Genomic DNA, 16959 nt, shown 5'->3' on the forward strand with positions numbered 1-16959 from the left:
TTTAGAAATTTTTAGTATTTGGTTAATTTCCGCCCTTGTCAAGTAGTCAGTTTAGATTGTTGGAGACGGGAGACAACAGCATTGTCAAATCTTGGCTAATAATTCCGTGTTTATTGCGGATTTACCAGCCAAGAATTAACAGGTGTTGTCAGCCTATTTCCCAATAATAAAAATACTAATTAACAGAAAATCTGAGAATTTGGATTTTACATTTCTTAATAGGAAAATATTAATTTTGTTAAAAACAACCTTTTACCCAATTCAACAATAATATGGCAGATGATTTGATCCAACTGCCTAATATGTCAAGTGCGATCGCTTTAGCAGGATATAGTGAGGCTAATATCAAGTTTTTATCTCAACAAACAGGAGCTAATTTAGTTCTGCGGGGACAAGAATTATTAATTTCAGGAACACCGAAACAGGTAGAATTAGTAAGGAAATTGGTGCGATCGCTAGAAAATTTGTGGAGTAAAGGTAATAATATCTCTAGTGCTGATATTCTCACAGCCCGTCAAGCCCTCGATACCAATACAGAAGACCAATTACAGGACTTACAGCGCGATATCCTGGCCAAAACTCGCAGAGGGTTAGAAATTCGCGCTAAAACCTTTCACCAACGCCAATATATAGACGCGCTTCGCAGACGCGATTTAACCTTTTGTATTGGTCCTGCGGGAACAGGAAAAACCTATCTGGCTGTAGTTGTCGCAGTTCAAGCCCTACTTAGTAATCAATTTGAACGGTTGATTTTAACTCGTCCCGCAGTGGAAGCCGGGGAAAAACTCGGTTTTTTACCGGGAGATTTACAGCAAAAGGTTAATCCCTATCTGCGTCCCCTTTATGATGCCATTAATGAGTTTATAGACCCGGAAAAAGTCCCCAATTTAATCGAACGGGAAATCATCGAAGTTGCACCACTGGCCTATATGCGGGGAAGAACCTTAAATAATGCTTTTATAATTGTTGATGAAGCCCAGAACACTACACCGGCGCAAATGAAAATGGTCTTGACGCGCTTAGGTTTTAATTCCCGGATGGTGATTACAGGTGATATTACGCAAACTGATTTACCACCATATCAAAAATCCGGCTTAGATGTGGCTTTACAAATTTTAAAAAACGTAGAAGGGATTGCTATTTGTGAGTTTTCTCAGAAAGATGTAGTGCGTCATCCTTTAGTACAGCGCATTGTAGCTGCTTATGAGAAATATGAAACGTAGTAAATTGGTTATATAGTAGTCAATAGTTAGTAATCAGTGGTTATTGACCACCTATAGCTGTTCTATTTTATTTTTTAATTCAATTAAATCATCATATTGATTAATATCAATATGATTAATTGCCCATTTAGAAAAATGATCCATAGAAATATAGGATCTATTATATGATCTATATGGGAGTTTTTTATCTTTGCTAACTTTGTCCATTGCCTTTTGAATATCTTTGCCATCAAACCAAATTAAATATTGTTTTTGTATCCAAAATTCCTCTTGATCAAAGAGTTGTAAATATTTATGAAGATTGTTTTTAAATTTATCTATTGTGACTTCTTGAACTGTATTTGTAAAGTCTTTAATTAAAGACTCAGCCCTTTCTTCGCAGTCAGATAAGGTTAGAGAATTGGGGATTGTACCTTTAATCCATCTCGTTTCTAATTGTTTTCTACTAGCGGTAAGTTGGCATAAATTACCCAAAGCCCATCTTACAGCTTGATAATCTTGCAAAATCCTAGCAGCATCTTCTATCCATTTAGTGATAACATCAACTCCAGGGGAATCTTTATGACCCCACTTATTATTAGAAATAGGATTTTCTAAATTATTTGCATATTGTGTTGACCAATATTCATGAATAAGTTCAGGATTAAGTAAATAATTTTCAATACAGGTACGATGAGAAAGAAAAGCTCGATTTCTTAGTTTATCTATTTGTAGTAATTTAATTTCTGAAGTAGGTTCAATATCAAAATCACGATCCCTAAAAATTAGGTAATTTTGGGTATTTTCCTTTTTCTCATGCTTATTTTTATTATTTTCAATATTTGTATTTTGATATAAATAACCTGGAACAAAATTTGAAAAATTAAACTTTCCACCAGTAGGAACAATAGTGATCTGATTTGATAAATTTCCTAATAGCTGATTAATAAGGTCTTTGTCGAGCGTACCTTCACAGAAAATAACTTTATTATTAACTACTGCCACAATGCAATTACTCCTCAATTCTGATAATAGATGACTCAGGTACTAATTGAGCTACATAATCAGAATGGGTTGTAATAATAAACTGATTATTTTTACCTAATTTCGGTAAAGCTCTCAATAATGCCTGTTGCATCGGTGGATGTAAATGTAATTCAATTTCATCAATTAAAATAACTGAATTGTGAATATTCCAACTCATAAAATCTATAAGCATAGGAAAAATAGCACGTTCTCCCCCAGACATTTCAGAAATTTCATAGTAGTTTTTACCATCATAAAGATAAAACCAAGGCTCTTTACTAAAAATTTCATCAATATTATCTCGTATTTCCACACCTTGAAATACACGCCCTGGAAAAACTGCTTGATAAATTCTTTCCATTTCTGCGTATAAATCTTTTTGTCCAGGTCGAAAATTTTTACCATTCTTTTGATGAACAGTTTGCCACCTTGCTAGACGAGCGCGGAGAAGATCCTCTGTAATTTCTAATTTGTTTTCTGGATCTTCAGGAGTTAAACTAGTTGCAGTTCTCTGTTCTGTGTACCAAAAAACCGTACCCACTCTTTCAAACACTGGAAACCCTTCAGAACGAAATAATTGTTTAGCATATTCTCGTCCTTTAAATTGAAATAATTCAGCCGCGCTATCTGCTTTTACATCGTCTCCTTGCCATTTTAAAGTAACAAGATGCTTTTGGGCAGGAGGAAGTAAATCACGACCCATTTCTTGTAATTTTTGTTGAAATTCGCCTACAGCTTGTAGTTCTGATTTAGAAAATTGTATATTTATAGTCACATGAGATGGAAATCCCCGCCAATTTCTACCCAGCAAGTCATAGTTAAACCCTGGCCAATCTAAATCAGCAGGTTTTTTCAATCTTCCTGTGGCTGTACCTAGTATTGCCGCTATCGCCTGTAATATACTGGTTTTTCCAGCCCCATTCATCCCAATGAGAACAATTAAATCTTGTGCTAAACCTGTCTCTGGATCAGTAAAATCTAATTCCTGATCTCGAAATTTCTTAAAATGTTTGAGTTTAAGGCTTTGAATTTTCATAAGTAAATCTCATGACCAAGAGAACAATTCACCATATCATATTTATTCATGATAGCAATTTGAGTCCAATCATGTTATAAACTTTTATAGCCAGAAGTTATTTATTCATTTTCCATCACGTCAACTAATTCATATTCAACATAAATGATGACAACAACATTGAAAGAATTTTTAGAAGCTTGTGAAAGCTTAGGAACTTTGCGGTTAATTGTCACCAGTAGCGCCGCCGTTTTAGAAGCGAGAGGGAAAATAGAAAAGCTATTTTACGCCGAATTACCAAAAGGTAAATATGCAAATATGCACACCGAAGGCTTTGAATTTCATTTAAACATGGACAAAATCACCCAAGTGAAATTTGAAACAGGTGAAGCCAAACGAGGGAATTTTACAACTTATGCAATTCGGTTTTTAGACGAAAAATCAGAACCTGCATTAAGCCTATTTTTGCAATGGGGTAAACCCGGAGAATATGAACCAGGACAAGTAGAAGCTTGGCAAATTTTAAAAGAAAAATATGGCGAAATTTGGCAACCTTTACCCTTAGAAATTTTGTAATTTTTCGTTTCTTTCAGATCCCCGACTTATTTGATAAGTCGGGGAGTAGGTTTAATCTTGAATTATTGAATATGTTGATCAAAATAATTATTAGTTGTTGCTTAATGCTTTTATTGTTTTTAGGGAATAACAAAGCACAAGCAGGAGAATTAGCAGAACATTTAGCCAAATTCCCCCAATGGGAAAAATTAACATCAGTCAAACCAGCAGAGGGAGATTTAGTGTACCCTGACTGGATAGCTGGTAAGTGGAAAGTAACAAGTACATTAGTAGATTTAGCAGCACCGTTAGCACCGAATATAGTCACACCCGGCTTTGAAAATAATCGCAGTCAATTAAATCAACCAATTAGTTTTTTAGTGAGATTTGTGAAAGTTAAACCAACTAATTCGGGTTTAAAAATTCTTGCTTATTTTCAAAATCAAACACCAATATTAGTAGCTGATAGAGAATTTAATAGTTTAAATTTAACTAGAGCCTATTTAGGAGATGAAGCTGTATTATCATCAAAAGTAGATCCTGAATCTCCTAATCGTCAAATTACATTTTTGCGTGGTGAACGTCAATTAATTTCTCTTGTCACTGCACGCGCTACAGAGAAAATATCAGAACATAAATTCATTACTTCCGAAGTTTTTCAACAATTATTTAAAGGTGGTTCTCGTCCCTATCTAAATACTGTAGAATCAACCACCGCTTACCAAAAACTTTCCACCTCTTCCCCAACCATTACAGCAGACCAAGTTACCGCTGTCTACCTTTCCCCCCAAGATCCTGATTATTTTACCGCAGGTTCTCGACCAGTGGCATTATATCGCTATCGCCTAGAATTTTTCCCCCCAAGCTGAACTTTCAGGTCAAAATGGTATTTAACCCCGCTTGTACTTGTGAGCAACTGGGAAAACTGGCTTGGGGTAAGGGATTGAGGTTTTATGAAAAATATTTTCTCTAACCCCTTGCCAAACTTAAAAACTATTGCTATTATAGTTGAGCGTGGGACACAAACGGGTCGGTGTCCGAGTGGTTAATGGAGACGGACTGTAAATCCGTTGGTTTACGCCTACGCTGGTTCAAATCCAGCCCGGCCCACCTCTTGCGGATGTTAGGAATTATAATTGCTGTGTAATGATAAAATACACAGCATTATAAATCTTGATTAGATTTTATAAATTGTTTCAGTTTCGCCCGTGTGGCTCAGTGGTAGAGCACACCCTTGGTAAGGGTGAGGTCACGAGTTCAATCCTCGTCACGGGCTTTTAAGAAAGTGTATAACTTAATATGGAACTAAGGTGACAATCCTTAACCACAACCAACAGATTGTACTTTTGAGCAGGAATTAGCATCAGATGTACTTGAAGTAATCGAAGTAATCACAGTATTCTCAGCAAGGCGAAAATAGAGTGCCAGATTCCGCTACACTGAGATTGAGATTATTGGATGTTAACTAGATCATGGAAATTGGACAAAAAGTTAAAGTGATTCGTTTGCGCGACCGGGTATCCTCTACTATCGCTCAAAAACTGGGAAAAATCGGCATTATCGAAGGCTACAAAGTCACTGACGGGGCAGGAATTGGTGTGGTGGTGAAGTTTGACGATAACTTCTCTACCTGGTTTTTTGCCGATGAAATCAAGCCAGCTTAATCAAAATAACTGACAGCAGAAGCTAAAAAGATTGGTTGAGTGCTAAGTTGTAATTGACAAGATAGGCGATTTGGAAATTGAGTAATGGCCTTGATACTGACATTTTTGGGCAAAAACGGCATCTGTCGCAGTAAAATAGCGATCGCCGCAGCCATTAGTTTGGCAACACAAGGTAAAAGGGTACTCTTAGCAGGACTAGCAGATCCAACATTGCCAATTCTACTCAATACGGCTCTAACTCCTGACCCCCAGGAAATCTCTCCCAATCTCCAAGCAGTACAGTTTCAAGCGTCTGTACTGCTAGAACGCAATTGGGATGAGATGAAAAAACTAGAGGCTCAATACCTGCGTACACCGATTTTTAAAGAGGTTTACGGGCAAGAATTAGTAGCATTACCAGGTATGGATCACGCCCTCGCGCTCAATGCCCTGCGTGAATATGATGCCAGTGGCAAATATGACGCAATTATCTATGATGGCACCGGAGATGATTCCACCTTGCGAATGTTAGGAATGCCAGAATCTTTGAGTTGGTACGTGAGACGATTTCGGCAATTGTTTATTAACTCTGATTTGGGGAAAACAATTACAGAATCTCCCTTTCTTCAACCTCTAATTAGTAGTCTTTTTAATGTTAATTGGACTGCTGATAATTTCGCTCAACCTACTAACCAAGTTAATGGTTTTCTTGAACAAGGTAAAGCCGCTGTGGCTAATCCCCAGCGTGTCGCTGCTTTTCTGGTGACAACATCAGACTCAATTGATGTGGCAAATTCGCGCTATCTTTGGGGAAGCGCTCAACAAGTTGGTTTAACTATTGGTGGGTTAATTTTAGTAGCTGGAGGGGAAAATACTCATCTAACCTCGGAATTTGCACCTCTACCTGTGAGTATAGTTCCTGATGTATCTAATGGTGAATGGCAACCTCTAATTAATGCTTTACCCAATTTTGTTGAGCAAGCATTACAAGCTAACCAACCAATAGAAATTGATGTACATAATCGCCAAGTACGCCTCTTTTTACCTGGTTTTGACAAAAAACAAGTTAAACTTACTCAGTACGGTCCAGAAGTCACGGTAGAAGCCGGAGATCAAAGACGCAATATCTTTCTCCCTCCTGCTTTAAGTGGTAAACCTGTGACTGGGGCAAAGTTTCAAAACAGTTATTTGATAATTTCTTTTTAGGTCATGGGTAATAGGTGAAATAAATTGGTTGTACCAATTTTGCCTATTACCAATTACCAATTACCAATTACCATTACACCTTATGTCTGAATCAAATCCTATTAATCCAAATCCTCAAGCAAATGAGGGGGTTGGAGAATCTACAAATCAAGAAGTAACAACAACGGAAGACCGTAATGCGAAAACTCGGCAATTGTTGGGAATGAAAGGTGCAAGTCCGGGGGAAACTTCTATTTGGAAAATTCGCTTACAATTGATGAAACCAATTACCTGGATTCCCCTAATTTGGGGTGTGGTCTGTGGTGCGGCTTCTGCTGGTAATTACACTTGGACTCTGGAAAATGTTCTCAAATCAGCCCTTTGTATGCTGCTTTCTGGTCCTTTATTGACCGGTTATACTCAAACTATCAATGATTATTATGACCGGGACATTGACGCTATTAATGAACCTTACAGACCTATTCCTTCCGGGGCAATTTCCCAAAAGCAAGTAATTAGTCAAATCATTGTTTTACTATTATTAGGATATGGGGTAGCTTATACTTTGGATTTATGGGCAAATCATCCATTTCCTACTGTTTTAATGTTGTCTGTTTTTGGTAGTTTCATTGCTTATATCTATTCTGCACCTCCATTAAAGTTAAAACAAAATGGTTGGTTAGGAAATTATGCTTTGGGCGCTAGTTATATCGCTTTACCTTGGTGGGCCGGTCATGCTTTATTTGGTGAATTGAATTGGAAAATTGTCGTTCTGACTCTGTTTTATAGTTTGGCAGGTTTGGGTATTGCCATTGTTAATGATTTTAAAAGTGTGGAAGGCGATCGCCAATTAGGTTTACAATCATTACCAGTTATGTTTGGGGTGCAAACTGCGGCTTTAATTTGTGTGGTCATGATTGATTTATTTCAAGTTTTGGTTGCTGGTTATTTGGTGAGTATTCACGAAAATTTATATGCAGCTATTCTCGGATTATTAATTATCCCCCAAATCACTTTCCAAGATATGTATTTTCTGCGTGACCCCATAGCTAATGATGTCAAATATCAAGCCAGCGCCCAACCTTTCTTAGTTTTAGGAATGTTGGTAACGGGTATTGCATTGGGTCATGCTGGGGTTTAACCTTGATCAGAGATCCTCGAATGGTTTGATTGTACTATAACTGAATCAAAGTAGGGCTTGCTGAAAAAGTACCTAAAGCGAACCTAGTTGCTCCCCAGTGCGAAAAATGATGGCTTTAGAGGTTGGTTTCCAAATTCACCCCCGATTTTCCATAAGAATGCAAGGATTTTGAGGCTGTTTATGCCATAACCTTGCACTTTCTTGTTCTAAAAATCCCCGAAACCCTGATTGAAAAGCGGTTCTAATTTTATTCAGCTTTTATTCAGCAAGCCCATGCAACTTTAACTGATTAATCATGACTAATTTTGACACTGAGGACAAAAATGACTAGAACGACCACTTAATTTAATTCGCTGTATGATGTTACCACAAATTTTACAAGGTTTGCCAGCGCGATTATAAACCCAAGCAGCACCGCCATAATTACCGTTAACACCTTTAACGCTGAGAAAATTACTAAAAGTCGTGCCACCTACGGCAATACTAGCTGATAAAACCTCAATAATAGCGATTCGCAAAAGTTCAATTTGGGTAATTTGTAATTCTACACCAAGAGTTGTAGGTAAAATACCGCTTTTAAATAAAGCTTCATCAGCATAAATATTACCTAATCCTGCCACCACCGACTGATCTAATAATCCAGTTTTAATAGGACGACGGGATTTTTTTAATTTACTGGCAAAATACTCTGTTGTAAATTCTGGGTCAAAGGGGTCAAGGGCTAATTTGGCTAAACCTGTAATAATGCTCTCTACCGACATCTGATCAGGAATATACCACATTTGCCCGAAAGTGCGCTGGTCAACAAAGCGCAATTCATGACTTTCGCCAAAAAATAGGCGGACTCTGGTATGTTTATGTAAAGGTTGATTTTGATCTAACCATAATAATTGACCAGTCATTCGCAAATGAACACCTAAGAAAGAATGGGGACTAAATTGAGCGAGAAGATATTTGCCACGACGATGCCAGATAGTGATATTAGTCCCTTTAATTTTATCAACAAACTCATTAGCAGAAAATGGATAGGCGATAGTGCGTTTTAGCAAGACATCTCCACCCGTAATTTCTTGATTCAGGGTGAATTGATTTAAACCTCGGCGGACTGTTTCAACTTCGGGTAATTCAGGCATGAAGGTAAATAATATTTTAAAAAAATGTATAATTAAAGACTGAATAAATAAGATATTTTACTAGACTTGAGTGATAACATCTGCCCAAAATCTAGTCAAGACTTACGCAAAACACAAAGAAAGTAGCGGTAATTGGTGAATTACCGCGAGAATGTGGTTTATGGCCACACCATGGAGACTATCAGTGATATCTTGCGTAAGTCCTGGTGATATGATTAATTGTTAGCTTAGGCTACTTTTAATCAAACCCCTGTCGGTTGGCTGTTTACTTTGCTTTAGCAGCAGGTGCTGCTACTTCGATTAATTCATCTACAGCAAAGTTGTTAGTATTAACACCAGAGTAGTTAACTTTGTCAAATCTGACAATTACAGGGTATTTGATGGCGCTTTTTTCAATAGAAGCGACTGTACCAACTTCCTGAAACCAGTAGGACTCAGGACGGAGAATACGTACCTTAGAACCACGTTGAACCATGATGTATCTTCCCTTTTGAAGAATGAATGCCGTAAATTAGGGCTGATTGTTCTCACTCTACAACAACAGAGGCGTGTCCTTGGGTTTTGTTAAGTTATTTGTCAAATCGGTCGCTTTTCATGGGTAATGAGTTGTGAATCTTGTCAATAACCTCTTGACATAGTAGGCATAATAGGGTAAGTTCATTGGCGAACACTTCTTGTAAAATGTTTCATGTCCTACTTAATACAAAAACGCTACCTTCGTTACCCCTGGCAATACGGAGATCATCATCTAGATAAGTGATATCTAACCAACCTTGTTGTTGTTGACTTTGAATGGGAAAATCAAAACCTAGTTTATTTTGAAAATGTCCAGATTCAATTTGTTGGACAAAATTCCCTGGTGTTGTATAGCCAATTAAACGCTGTAAACCAATGATAGAACGCTGGAATTTAACCTGTACACGAGATTGTGATACTGGTGTAAATTTAGCAGCAACGCTGACTAATCCCTCTAAGGCAGGAATACCGTAAATCTCAGCTATGTTATAAACACTGTTAGTTTCTACCCGAATACATTGGTAAATCTGACCGAGTTGAAAAAATGGCAGACGATCTATGTTTAATAAAGCCTTGCTTGTAGTGTATAGTAGTCGCCAGTCGCCTTCTAGTAAATTACTAGCTAATGGACGTGGTGTAGGATTAAAATCTTCTAGGTTAGCGATCGCTGCTAAAATAGCTTGTTGTTGTCCTGAATTGACCAACAAACCGCGATTTGTGCCAGCAACTATATCTATGAGATTTGACTTACCTATCATTGTTTTTTACCTCAAGAGTATACATAATGAAACAGTATCAAGGAGATATAGATGTCCCCTATCTATAAGCATACAACTCTAAAATCTGAACTTTTTAGCCACTATTTCCTAATTAAGTGAATAACTCCAGGGAAAGGATAAAAATTTTGTTTATTTTGTTTAATTCGGATAAAGCAATTAAAGAGTTGAATGAAGGATAAAATAACTCGTATCAAATGATAGACTGTTAATGTCTAGTTAGATAAACTCTTAGGTGTATTTGTTGATATGTTAGATTCTCCCCTACGTGAAGCGCCCAGAAACCAGCGAGCAGAGGTTATTCCCGTCAAACAGGAATCCTCAATGTTAGACTGGTTACGACTAAGTGGCCGACTGATATCCCGTGAAGTCCATGAAACAGACTCCCCGGAAGATGTAGAAGTAATATCCGATTTTCTGATCGCAGACGACGGAATTGGTGATATTGATTACGATGACGACGATGATATAACTATTGATGAAGATTAGGTGTGGGTATTTTGGGAACTAGGGACCCCAAATATTGTCAATATTGTTTGATTTAGGTTTTTTGTAAGTGTGGAGTGAAGGATTTTTTTTGTGGACGCTAAGTTTAAATTATCTTCTAACCAAGGTTTGAATTTTTCAGGAATTAGGTTAGCATCAATGCTAACAATGTTACTAACTACAACTTCCTTGATTTTGGATTGGGTGGGGCAGAGGAATCCCTGGTATAATACCTCCTTAACCTTGCCTCTTTTCTTGTCTGCTGTAATTGTGGGTATCCTTGGCCAGCAGGTAATACCTATTTTACAAGCACTAAAAACCGGGCAAATTATCCGGGAAGATGGACCGCAAGCTCATTTAAAAAAAGCAGGAACTCCAACGATGGGGGGTATATTTTTTATACCTGTAGCTGTGGTAGTTGCTTGTATACTATCTAACTTTTCTCAAGATGTAGTTGCCGTTTCTGCTTTAACTCTGAGTTACGGTTTAATTGGTTGGTTAGACGACTGGCAAATTTTGCGGCGTAAATCAAATAAAGGCATATCTCCTAAGACGAAATTGGCTTTACAAGTTATCTTTGGGGCGCTGTTTTGTTTCTGGCTCATGCTTAAAGGTGATTTTAGCATAACTAATATCCATTTGCCTTGGGCGGCTTTATCCTTGCCTTTAGGACTGTTGTTTTGGCCGCTAGCGGGTTTTGTCTTAGTCGCGGAGAGCAATGCTACTAATTTAACAGATGGTGTGGATGGTTTAGCAGCCGGAACAGTAGCGATCGCTATTTTCGCATTGGGTGTGATCATTGCTCCAACTTCTCCCGACTTGATGGTTTTTTGTGCTGCTGTCAGTGGTAGCTGCTTAGGGTTTCTAGCCTATAACCGCAACCCAGCTACTGTTTTCATGGGTGATACTGGTTCTTTAGCCCTGGGTGGGGCTTTAGCTGCTGTCGCACTCCTGACAAATTCTTTAGTATCATTGTTTATCCTGAGTGGGATTTTCTTTGTAGAAACCCTTTCTGTCATGGCTCAAGTCAGTTATTATAAAGCGACCAAAGGACCAGACGGTAAGGGTAAGCGATTATTTAAAATGGCTCCTTTACATCATCATTTAGAATTAACTGGTTGGTCAGAATTACAAGTAGTGGCAGTTTTTTATATGATTGCTGCTGTTCTCGCTTTTGTTTGTATTATGTGCATAAAATAACCAAATTTAATCATCAGATTTTTCAGGAAAACCAGGAAAACAAATTCAAAACCTCCAAATTTGGGGGTTATTTTGTCGCTAGGGAGGATAATTGCGAAAAGATTTCGGTTCTTCAGGTTTTGTGGTTTAAGTCAAATTTAATGGGACAAATTTCCTGTAACCTGTTTGACTAAATGCACCAATTCCGGTAAAATCAACTTTTCCATACCCAGTCGCACAGCATGACTAGAACCAGGAAGAGAAAAGATGATTTTATTTTTATAAATACCTGCTACAGCACGGGAAGCTATAGCCCGTGAACCAATTTCTTGATAACTTAAAAACCGGAATAATTCCCCAAATCCTGGTAAAGTTTTTTCTAATAAATTTTCTAAGGTATCATAAGTAGTGTCTCTGGGAGCAATTCCCGTTCCCCCATTAAAAATTACAGCCTTGATACAAGGATATGCAGCTAAAACTTCCATCTGGGCTGTAATTTCTCTTGACTCATCTTTGATAATCTGATACAATTCCACAATGTGATGGTCAGATAAAAGTAGTTCTTTAATTAATTGACCACTTTTATCTGTATCTGGGGAACGGGTATCACTGACGGTAATAACTGCACAATTTACAGAAATTTCTTCTGTATTTGCGTGTGGTTTAAATTCCATAGACATTTTAAATTTCAGTCAATGTTCCTGTTCCCTGTTAAGAGTTCCCTGTTAAGAGTTCCCTGTTAAGAGTTCCCTGTTAAGAGTTCCCTACCCTCACAGACAACTTTTTCAGTATCTGGGGAACGAGTATCACTGACGGTAATAACTGCACAATTTACAGAAATTTCTTCTGTATTTGCGTGTGGTTTAAATTCCATAGACATTTTAAATTTCAGTCAATGTTCCTGTTCCCTGTTAAGAGTTCCCTGTTAAGAGTTCCCTGTTCCCTGTTAAGAGTTCCCTGTTAAGAGTTCCCTGTTAAGAGTTCCCTGTTAAGAGTTCCCTGTTCCCTACCCTCACAGACAACTTTTTCAGTAAACCCTAATTAAGATTTACTTAATCCTAGTCCATTTTCTTCAGCATAACGATTCATAAACCGCATAAACCGATCCCATTCTTCTTTAGACTGCATAACATAAACTGCTTCTAAAGATTCTGGTTTACCGTTGACAAATTTACCCTGAACTGCACTAATTTTGATTTCCCCTTCTTCGTCAATTAAATAAAGTCCAGTAGGTTCGATTTTACCGTCTTGTGCCAAGATATCAGGATTGGTGAAGGTAAATGTTGCTGTACTACTATCACCTGCTTTTGCTCTTGTCAAGCGGACATCTGGAACTACTGTTTCCTCAATACCTCTAGCAAACTGAATTTTCGCCATGATAAATAAATCTAAAGTTTTGATTGCATTTTTTAGTATTCTCTCATTATAGAGTAATTTTATAACGGGCATTTTACCAATGGTCATCAAATCTAGTTCACAACTTCGATATAAACGTCGTTTATTATCTATAGCATTGATCATTGTAGCTGGTATATTAATTACCCTGATTAACAATTCTCAAGCAGCTACACCTGTCACAAAAACTAAAAACGTGATTCTGATGATTGGGGACGGTATGGGCTGGGAAATGGCTCGTGCTGGGGCTATAGCGCAAGGATATAATTACAATTCTGGTCGGGGGGAAGGATTAAGTTTTCAAACTTTGGAGAATTATGCTCTCGCTACCACCTATGGTACTACCATTGCTCCTGGTAATGGAGTTTTCAGTACAAATAACTCCGCATTATCTGGTTCTAATCCGATTACAGGCGCTAGTCCCATTTTACCAGGGTTTAAATTCCAACCGCAATTTAATCCCGGAAATACACCATCTGGAGGGGGGAAAAATCTTCATCCCAATGCGGTCGGTAATTTGGTAGGTTATGATCCTCAACGGGGGGGAATAAATCCTTGGACACCTGGTAATGATCCTGAATATATTAAGTATAGTTATCCTGATTCGGCTAATACAGCAACTACTTTGTATACGGGAGTAAAAAGCTATAATAACGCTATTTCCGTTGATATTTTTGAAAAACCCTTAGAAACTATTCTGAAAACTGCGGCTGATCATGGTAAATCTACGGGAATTGTGACATCTGTTCCTGTAGATCATGCGACACCGGGAGCAGCAGCAGCTAATGTTAATCGTCGCAATAAATATGATGGTGATTACCCGACCTTAGATAATATTCTCCAGCAGGAACTTCGTATATATCAACCAACGGTAATTTTAGGTGGTGGTCATCCGCTTACGGGTGCTAATAGTCAACCTTTACCTACGGGTGTAGAACCTCCGACTAAATTTGAATATATCACCAAAACGACTTATAGAGAGTTGAGTAAGAACCCCAATCAAAACCGTTATGATTACACATTTTTAGAAAGAGGAAAAGATGCGGCTGAAAAATTAGCGATGACTGCGGCTAAATTAGATCCAAATCGGGGCGATCGCCTGTTAGGATTATATGGAGCTAGGGGACAAGAGGGAAATCTGCCTATAAGTACGGCCAATGGAGATTATAGTAATACGGGTTTGAGTATTTTTTCTCTGTTTGGTTCTCAAGGAAAAAACCCGGATACAGTTCGGCCTTTGCTGGTTGGAGAAACTGATAAATCTTTTATAGCCAAAGAAATTAATGAAAATCCCACACTCAAGGATTTAACTAAAGCCGCTTTAGCAGTTTTATCAAAAGATAAAGATGGATTTTGGTTAATGGTAGAAGGTGGTGATATTGATTGGGCTGCCCATGATGATAATCTAGATAATATGATTGGGACAGTATTGGATTTTGACAAAGCTGTAAAAACGACAATTGACTGGATTAAAAATAATGGTGGTTGGGAAAATAATCTGCTCATTGTCACTGCTGATCATGATCATTATCTGACTTTAAATCCTAACTTTTCTGAATTACTCAAAGAAAAAGATGCAGAAACTTTAACCGCTGAATCTGATTCTCTAAAAGCGGGTCATTTTTGGGGTTCTAATCCTCAGATTAAATATGGTTGGGGAAATCATAGTAATCGTCCAGTTCCTGTGTATTATCAAGGTAAAGGTTCAGAAGTTTTAACTAATTCTGTGGGTAAGGGTTTCCGGCTTTATGGTTATGATATTCCTGGTATTGGGGGTTTAAGCGACCAAATTCACATTTATCAAACTCAGCGAAAAGCAATTTAGAATTTAGTAGGACTTACGCACAAGTCACGGAATAATGAACCACGAAGGAGCGAAGATAACGAAGAAAAGAGGGTTTGAGAGGTATTTTGCGTAAGTCCTGTTTAGAATACTGTTGACGGGTAACTGTTCCCTGCTCCCTGCTCCCTAGCCTCAGAGGATGTTTTAAAAGTTTTTAATGTATAAATAAGCCCCTCTCGTAAACCTCTCAAGTATTAATGTAAGTTGCTAGTTAGGTAAATTGTCAGAATCAGGATGTCTAGGATTAAAGGATGAACAGGATCAAACCAGAGCTTTTATTACTTATTACCAATTACCCATTACCGGCCTCAATGAGATAACTAGCAACTTGAGTTATTAAATGTTATTCCTTTTCCCTCTCCTCTTAAAAGAGGGCTAGGGAGAGGTAGGGAATGGGGAAAGAGGGATTAGATTTCTGGAGATTATCGGTTTCATCTAATACTTTTCAAACAACCTCTCACAGATAACTTTTTCACCAAACCCTATATGTTTTCTTATATGTGTTCTTCTCCTAACTCCTTAACTAATTTAACTAATTTTAATTTTCGTATAACTTCATGACTTGGTTCAGGGAGAGCCGGGAATGCACTCCTAATGTCATAGATGATCTATGACCACGGGAGAGGTGTTCAGCAGCAGCACAGCCAATCATGGCCGCGTTGTCAGTGCAAAATTTTAGGGGGGGGAAAAGAACCCGCAAGTTATTTTTATTAGCTGCTGCTTGTAAATGCTTTCTGAGTCCACTATTTGCTGCTACACCACCGCCTACCGTAATAGTGTCTAGTTTATAATTAAGGGCGCAAGCGATCGCTCTTTTCGTCAGCGATCGCGCTATAGTATCCTGAAAACTAGCCACTATATCCGCTATTGGTACTTCTTTACCCTCTTTTTCCAATTGTTGCACTAAACGTAATACTGCTGTCTTTAATCCGCTAAAGCTACAATCATAAGAATGATAACCCCCACCTGGTAAAGAAATTTTTCCCTCCGGTAATATAAAAGCTTGGGGATCACCGATTTGTGATAGTTGATCAATTATTGGTCCGCCGGGATAACCCAATTTTAATAACCGCGCTACTTTATCAAAAGCTTCACCGGCTGCATCATCACGGGTTTCCCCCAGAGTTTCGTATATACCATAATCTTTGACATAAATCAAGCTTGTGTGACCCCCGGAAACAAGTAAGCTAAGAAAGGGGGGATTTAAACTTGGCTCAGTCAAATAATTTGCACAAATGTGACCTTCCAGGTGATGTACTCCCAAAAAAGGCTTCTCATGTACCATAGCCAGGGTTTTGGCGGCTGTTAATCCCACCAGTAATGCCCCTACCAGTCCAGGCGCACAGGTGGCAGCTATACCATCAATTTGACTCCAGTTTAGATCACTAGAGGCGATCGCTTGTTCTATTTCATAATTCAGCGTTTCTAAATGCTGACGTGATGCTACCTCTGGGACTACACCACCATATTGTTGATGAACAGGAATTTGTGAAGTAACAATACTACTACAGACTTGACGATTGTTAATTATTGCAACAGCAGTTTCATCACAACTGGTTTCAATAGCTAAAACGGTTGTCATAATTGATTAGGGAATAGGGAATAGGGAATAGGGAATAGGGAACAGGGAACAGGGAACAGGGAATAGGGAATAGGGAATAGGTTACAGGTGACAACGGATAACGGACAACTGACGACTGACCAATATTCTCCCCTGCCTCTTTCCTATATTTTGATTGAGAAGCTTTAACTTTTGTTGACTTAAACTTTACTCTATTCCCAGCCAAGAGTATGATAACTTCCTAGTTATCTAAAATAAAGACTGTACAAGCCGCTTCGTTTTGTACAAGGAACTTCTCGTTTT

18 protein-coding genes and 2 tRNA genes are annotated in these 16959 nt (G+C 38.1%); 11 read left to right on the plus strand and 9 right to left on the minus strand.

Annotation, left to right across the window (positions count from 1 at the left end; all coding sequences use genetic code 11):
* Positions 1–272 precede the first annotated feature (272 nt).
* Positions 273–1223 (plus strand): PhoH family protein, encoded by a 951-nt coding sequence (locus H6G25_RS08450; RefSeq protein ID WP_190392102.1) that lies wholly within the window; start codon positions 273–275, stop codon positions 1221–1223.
* Positions 1224–1274: 51 nt separating this feature from the next.
* Here the strand turns inward: H6G25_RS08450 and H6G25_RS08455 are convergent, their stop codons facing one another.
* On the minus strand, positions 1275–2207 hold the full coding sequence (locus H6G25_RS08455) for a hypothetical protein (RefSeq protein ID WP_190392103.1): 933 nt from the start codon (positions 2205–2207) through the stop codon (positions 1275–1277).
* Positions 2208–2214: 7 nt separating this feature from the next.
* On the minus strand, positions 2215–3264 hold the full coding sequence (locus tag H6G25_RS08460; RefSeq protein WP_015081380.1) for an AAA family ATPase: 1050 nt from the start codon (positions 3262–3264) through the stop codon (positions 2215–2217).
* Positions 3265–3411: 147 nt separating this feature from the next.
* Here H6G25_RS08460 and H6G25_RS08465 point away from each other — a divergent pair, with 147 nt between their 5' ends.
* From H6G25_RS08465 to chlG, 7 genes are all read left to right on the plus strand, one after another.
* Positions 3412–3819, plus strand: a complete 408-nt coding sequence (locus H6G25_RS08465) for a ChuX/HutX family heme-like substrate-binding protein (protein WP_028090384.1) — start codon at positions 3412–3414, stop codon at positions 3817–3819.
* Positions 3820–3890: 71 nt separating this feature from the next.
* A complete protein-coding gene (locus H6G25_RS08470; protein ID WP_190392104.1) occupies positions 3891–4667 on the plus strand; it encodes a DUF6816 family protein in 777 nt (258 codons plus the stop codon).
* A 158-nt stretch (positions 4668–4825) separates the two neighbouring features.
* Positions 4826–4908, plus strand: a tRNA-Tyr gene (locus tag H6G25_RS08475).
* A gap of 94 nt (positions 4909–5002) precedes the next feature.
* Positions 5003–5074 (plus strand) — tRNA-Thr (locus H6G25_RS08480).
* Positions 5075–5270: 196 nt separating this feature from the next.
* Positions 5271–5462, plus strand: a complete 192-nt coding sequence (locus tag H6G25_RS08485; protein WP_028084001.1) for a DUF2862 domain-containing protein — start codon at positions 5271–5273, stop codon at positions 5460–5462.
* A gap of 84 nt (positions 5463–5546) precedes the next feature.
* On the plus strand, positions 5547–6647 hold the full coding sequence (locus H6G25_RS08490; RefSeq protein WP_190392105.1) for an ArsA family ATPase: 1101 nt from the start codon (positions 5547–5549) through the stop codon (positions 6645–6647).
* 82 nt (positions 6648–6729) lie between these two features.
* Entirely contained in the window at positions 6730–7767 is a 1038-nt protein-coding gene (gene chlG, locus H6G25_RS08495) for a chlorophyll synthase ChlG (protein ID WP_190392106.1), read from the plus strand.
* A gap of 299 nt (positions 7768–8066) precedes the next feature.
* On the opposite strand, the gene H6G25_RS08500 is transcribed toward chlG, so the two are convergent.
* From H6G25_RS08500 to H6G25_RS08510, 3 genes are all read right to left on the minus strand, one after another.
* Complete coding sequence (locus H6G25_RS08500) at positions 8067–8900, minus strand: DNA-formamidopyrimidine glycosylase (RefSeq protein WP_190392107.1); 834 nt, start codon at positions 8898–8900, stop codon at positions 8067–8069.
* Between the two features lie 265 nt (positions 8901–9165).
* The gene (locus H6G25_RS08505; RefSeq protein WP_190392108.1) at positions 9166–9375 is read right to left on the minus strand and encodes a photosystem I reaction center subunit IV; all 210 of its coding nucleotides are present in this window, start codon (positions 9373–9375) and stop codon (positions 9166–9168) included.
* Positions 9376–9586: 211 nt separating this feature from the next.
* Positions 9587–10174, minus strand: coding sequence for a PAP/fibrillin family protein (locus tag H6G25_RS08510; RefSeq protein WP_190392109.1), 588 nt, complete (start codon positions 10172–10174; stop codon positions 9587–9589).
* A gap of 267 nt (positions 10175–10441) precedes the next feature.
* On the opposite strand from H6G25_RS08510, the gene H6G25_RS08515 reads away from it, so the two are divergent.
* Positions 10442–10681, plus strand: coding sequence for a DUF3134 domain-containing protein (locus H6G25_RS08515; protein ID WP_190392110.1), 240 nt, complete (start codon positions 10442–10444; stop codon positions 10679–10681).
* Positions 10682–10771: 90 nt separating this feature from the next.
* The gene (gene mraY, locus H6G25_RS08520; RefSeq protein WP_190392111.1) at positions 10772–11878 is read left to right on the plus strand and encodes a phospho-N-acetylmuramoyl-pentapeptide-transferase; all 1107 of its coding nucleotides are present in this window, start codon (positions 10772–10774) and stop codon (positions 11876–11878) included.
* A gap of 137 nt (positions 11879–12015) precedes the next feature.
* Here mraY and H6G25_RS08525 read toward each other — a convergent pair whose 3' ends face one another.
* The 3 genes from H6G25_RS08525 to psb28 all read right to left on the minus strand — a co-directional run bounded on the left by H6G25_RS08525 (position 12016) and on the right by psb28 (position 13234).
* Positions 12016–12531: a molybdenum cofactor biosynthesis protein B gene (locus H6G25_RS08525; protein ID WP_190392112.1), complete on the minus strand. Its 516-nt coding sequence runs from the start codon at positions 12529–12531 to the stop codon at positions 12016–12018.
* A gap of 65 nt (positions 12532–12596) precedes the next feature.
* Positions 12597–12731: a hypothetical protein gene (locus H6G25_RS21495; RefSeq protein WP_277881742.1), complete on the minus strand. Its 135-nt coding sequence runs from the start codon at positions 12729–12731 to the stop codon at positions 12597–12599.
* A gap of 167 nt (positions 12732–12898) precedes the next feature.
* Positions 12899–13234, minus strand: coding sequence for a photosystem II reaction center protein Psb28 (gene psb28 / locus H6G25_RS08535; RefSeq protein WP_190392113.1), 336 nt, complete (start codon positions 13232–13234; stop codon positions 12899–12901).
* Between the two features lie 79 nt (positions 13235–13313).
* Here psb28 and H6G25_RS08540 point away from each other — a divergent pair, with 79 nt between their 5' ends.
* Complete coding sequence (locus tag H6G25_RS08540; protein WP_190392114.1) at positions 13314–15077, plus strand: alkaline phosphatase; 1764 nt, start codon at positions 13314–13316, stop codon at positions 15075–15077.
* 556 nt (positions 15078–15633) lie between these two features.
* Here the strand turns inward: H6G25_RS08540 and tsaD are convergent.
* Positions 15634–16677, minus strand: a complete 1044-nt coding sequence (gene tsaD / locus H6G25_RS08545) for a tRNA (adenosine(37)-N6)-threonylcarbamoyltransferase complex transferase subunit TsaD (RefSeq protein WP_190392115.1) — start codon at positions 16675–16677, stop codon at positions 15634–15636.
* Positions 16678–16959: the final 282 nt, after the last annotated feature.

The sequence above is a fragment of the Dolichospermum sp. FACHB-1091 genome, from assembly GCF_014697585.1.
In the GTDB taxonomy this organism is placed as follows: domain Bacteria; phylum Cyanobacteriota; class Cyanobacteriia; order Cyanobacteriales; family Nostocaceae; genus Dolichospermum.

What these genes read in the sequence shown, in the direction of transcription:
- H6G25_RS08450 (WP_190392102.1), top strand. Translation starts at nt 273, where the DNA reads ATGGCAGATGATTTGATCCAACTGCCTAATATGTCAAGTGCGATCGCT.
- H6G25_RS08460 (WP_015081380.1), bottom strand. Translation starts at nt 3,264, where the DNA reads ATGAAAATTCAAAGCCTTAAACTCAAACATTTTAAGAAATTTCGAGAT.
- H6G25_RS08465 (WP_028090384.1), top strand. Translation starts at nt 3,412, where the DNA reads ATGACAACAACATTGAAAGAATTTTTAGAAGCTTGTGAAAGCTTAGGA.
- H6G25_RS08470 (WP_190392104.1), top strand. Translation starts at nt 3,891, where the DNA reads ATGTTGATCAAAATAATTATTAGTTGTTGCTTAATGCTTTTATTGTTT.
- H6G25_RS08485 (WP_028084001.1), top strand. Translation starts at nt 5,271, where the DNA reads ATGGAAATTGGACAAAAAGTTAAAGTGATTCGTTTGCGCGACCGGGTA.
- H6G25_RS08490 (WP_190392105.1), top strand. Translation starts at nt 5,547, where the DNA reads ATGGCCTTGATACTGACATTTTTGGGCAAAAACGGCATCTGTCGCAGT.
- chlG (WP_190392106.1), top strand. Translation starts at nt 6,730, where the DNA reads ATGTCTGAATCAAATCCTATTAATCCAAATCCTCAAGCAAATGAGGGG.
- H6G25_RS08500 (WP_190392107.1), bottom strand. Translation starts at nt 8,900, where the DNA reads ATGCCTGAATTACCCGAAGTTGAAACAGTCCGCCGAGGTTTAAATCAA.
- H6G25_RS08505 (WP_190392108.1), bottom strand. Translation starts at nt 9,375, where the DNA reads ATGGTTCAACGTGGTTCTAAGGTACGTATTCTCCGTCCTGAGTCCTAC.
- H6G25_RS08510 (WP_190392109.1), bottom strand. Translation starts at nt 10,174, where the DNA reads ATGATAGGTAAGTCAAATCTCATAGATATAGTTGCTGGCACAAATCGC.
- H6G25_RS08515 (WP_190392110.1), top strand. Translation starts at nt 10,442, where the DNA reads ATGTTAGATTCTCCCCTACGTGAAGCGCCCAGAAACCAGCGAGCAGAG.
- H6G25_RS08525 (WP_190392112.1), bottom strand. Translation starts at nt 12,531, where the DNA reads ATGGAATTTAAACCACACGCAAATACAGAAGAAATTTCTGTAAATTGT.
- H6G25_RS21495 (WP_277881742.1), bottom strand. Translation starts at nt 12,731, where the DNA reads ATGGAATTTAAACCACACGCAAATACAGAAGAAATTTCTGTAAATTGT.
- psb28 (WP_190392113.1), bottom strand. Translation starts at nt 13,234, where the DNA reads ATGGCGAAAATTCAGTTTGCTAGAGGTATTGAGGAAACAGTAGTTCCA.
- H6G25_RS08540 (WP_190392114.1), top strand. Translation starts at nt 13,314, where the DNA reads ATGGTCATCAAATCTAGTTCACAACTTCGATATAAACGTCGTTTATTA.
- tsaD (WP_190392115.1), bottom strand. Translation starts at nt 16,677, where the DNA reads ATGACAACCGTTTTAGCTATTGAAACCAGTTGTGATGAAACTGCTGTT.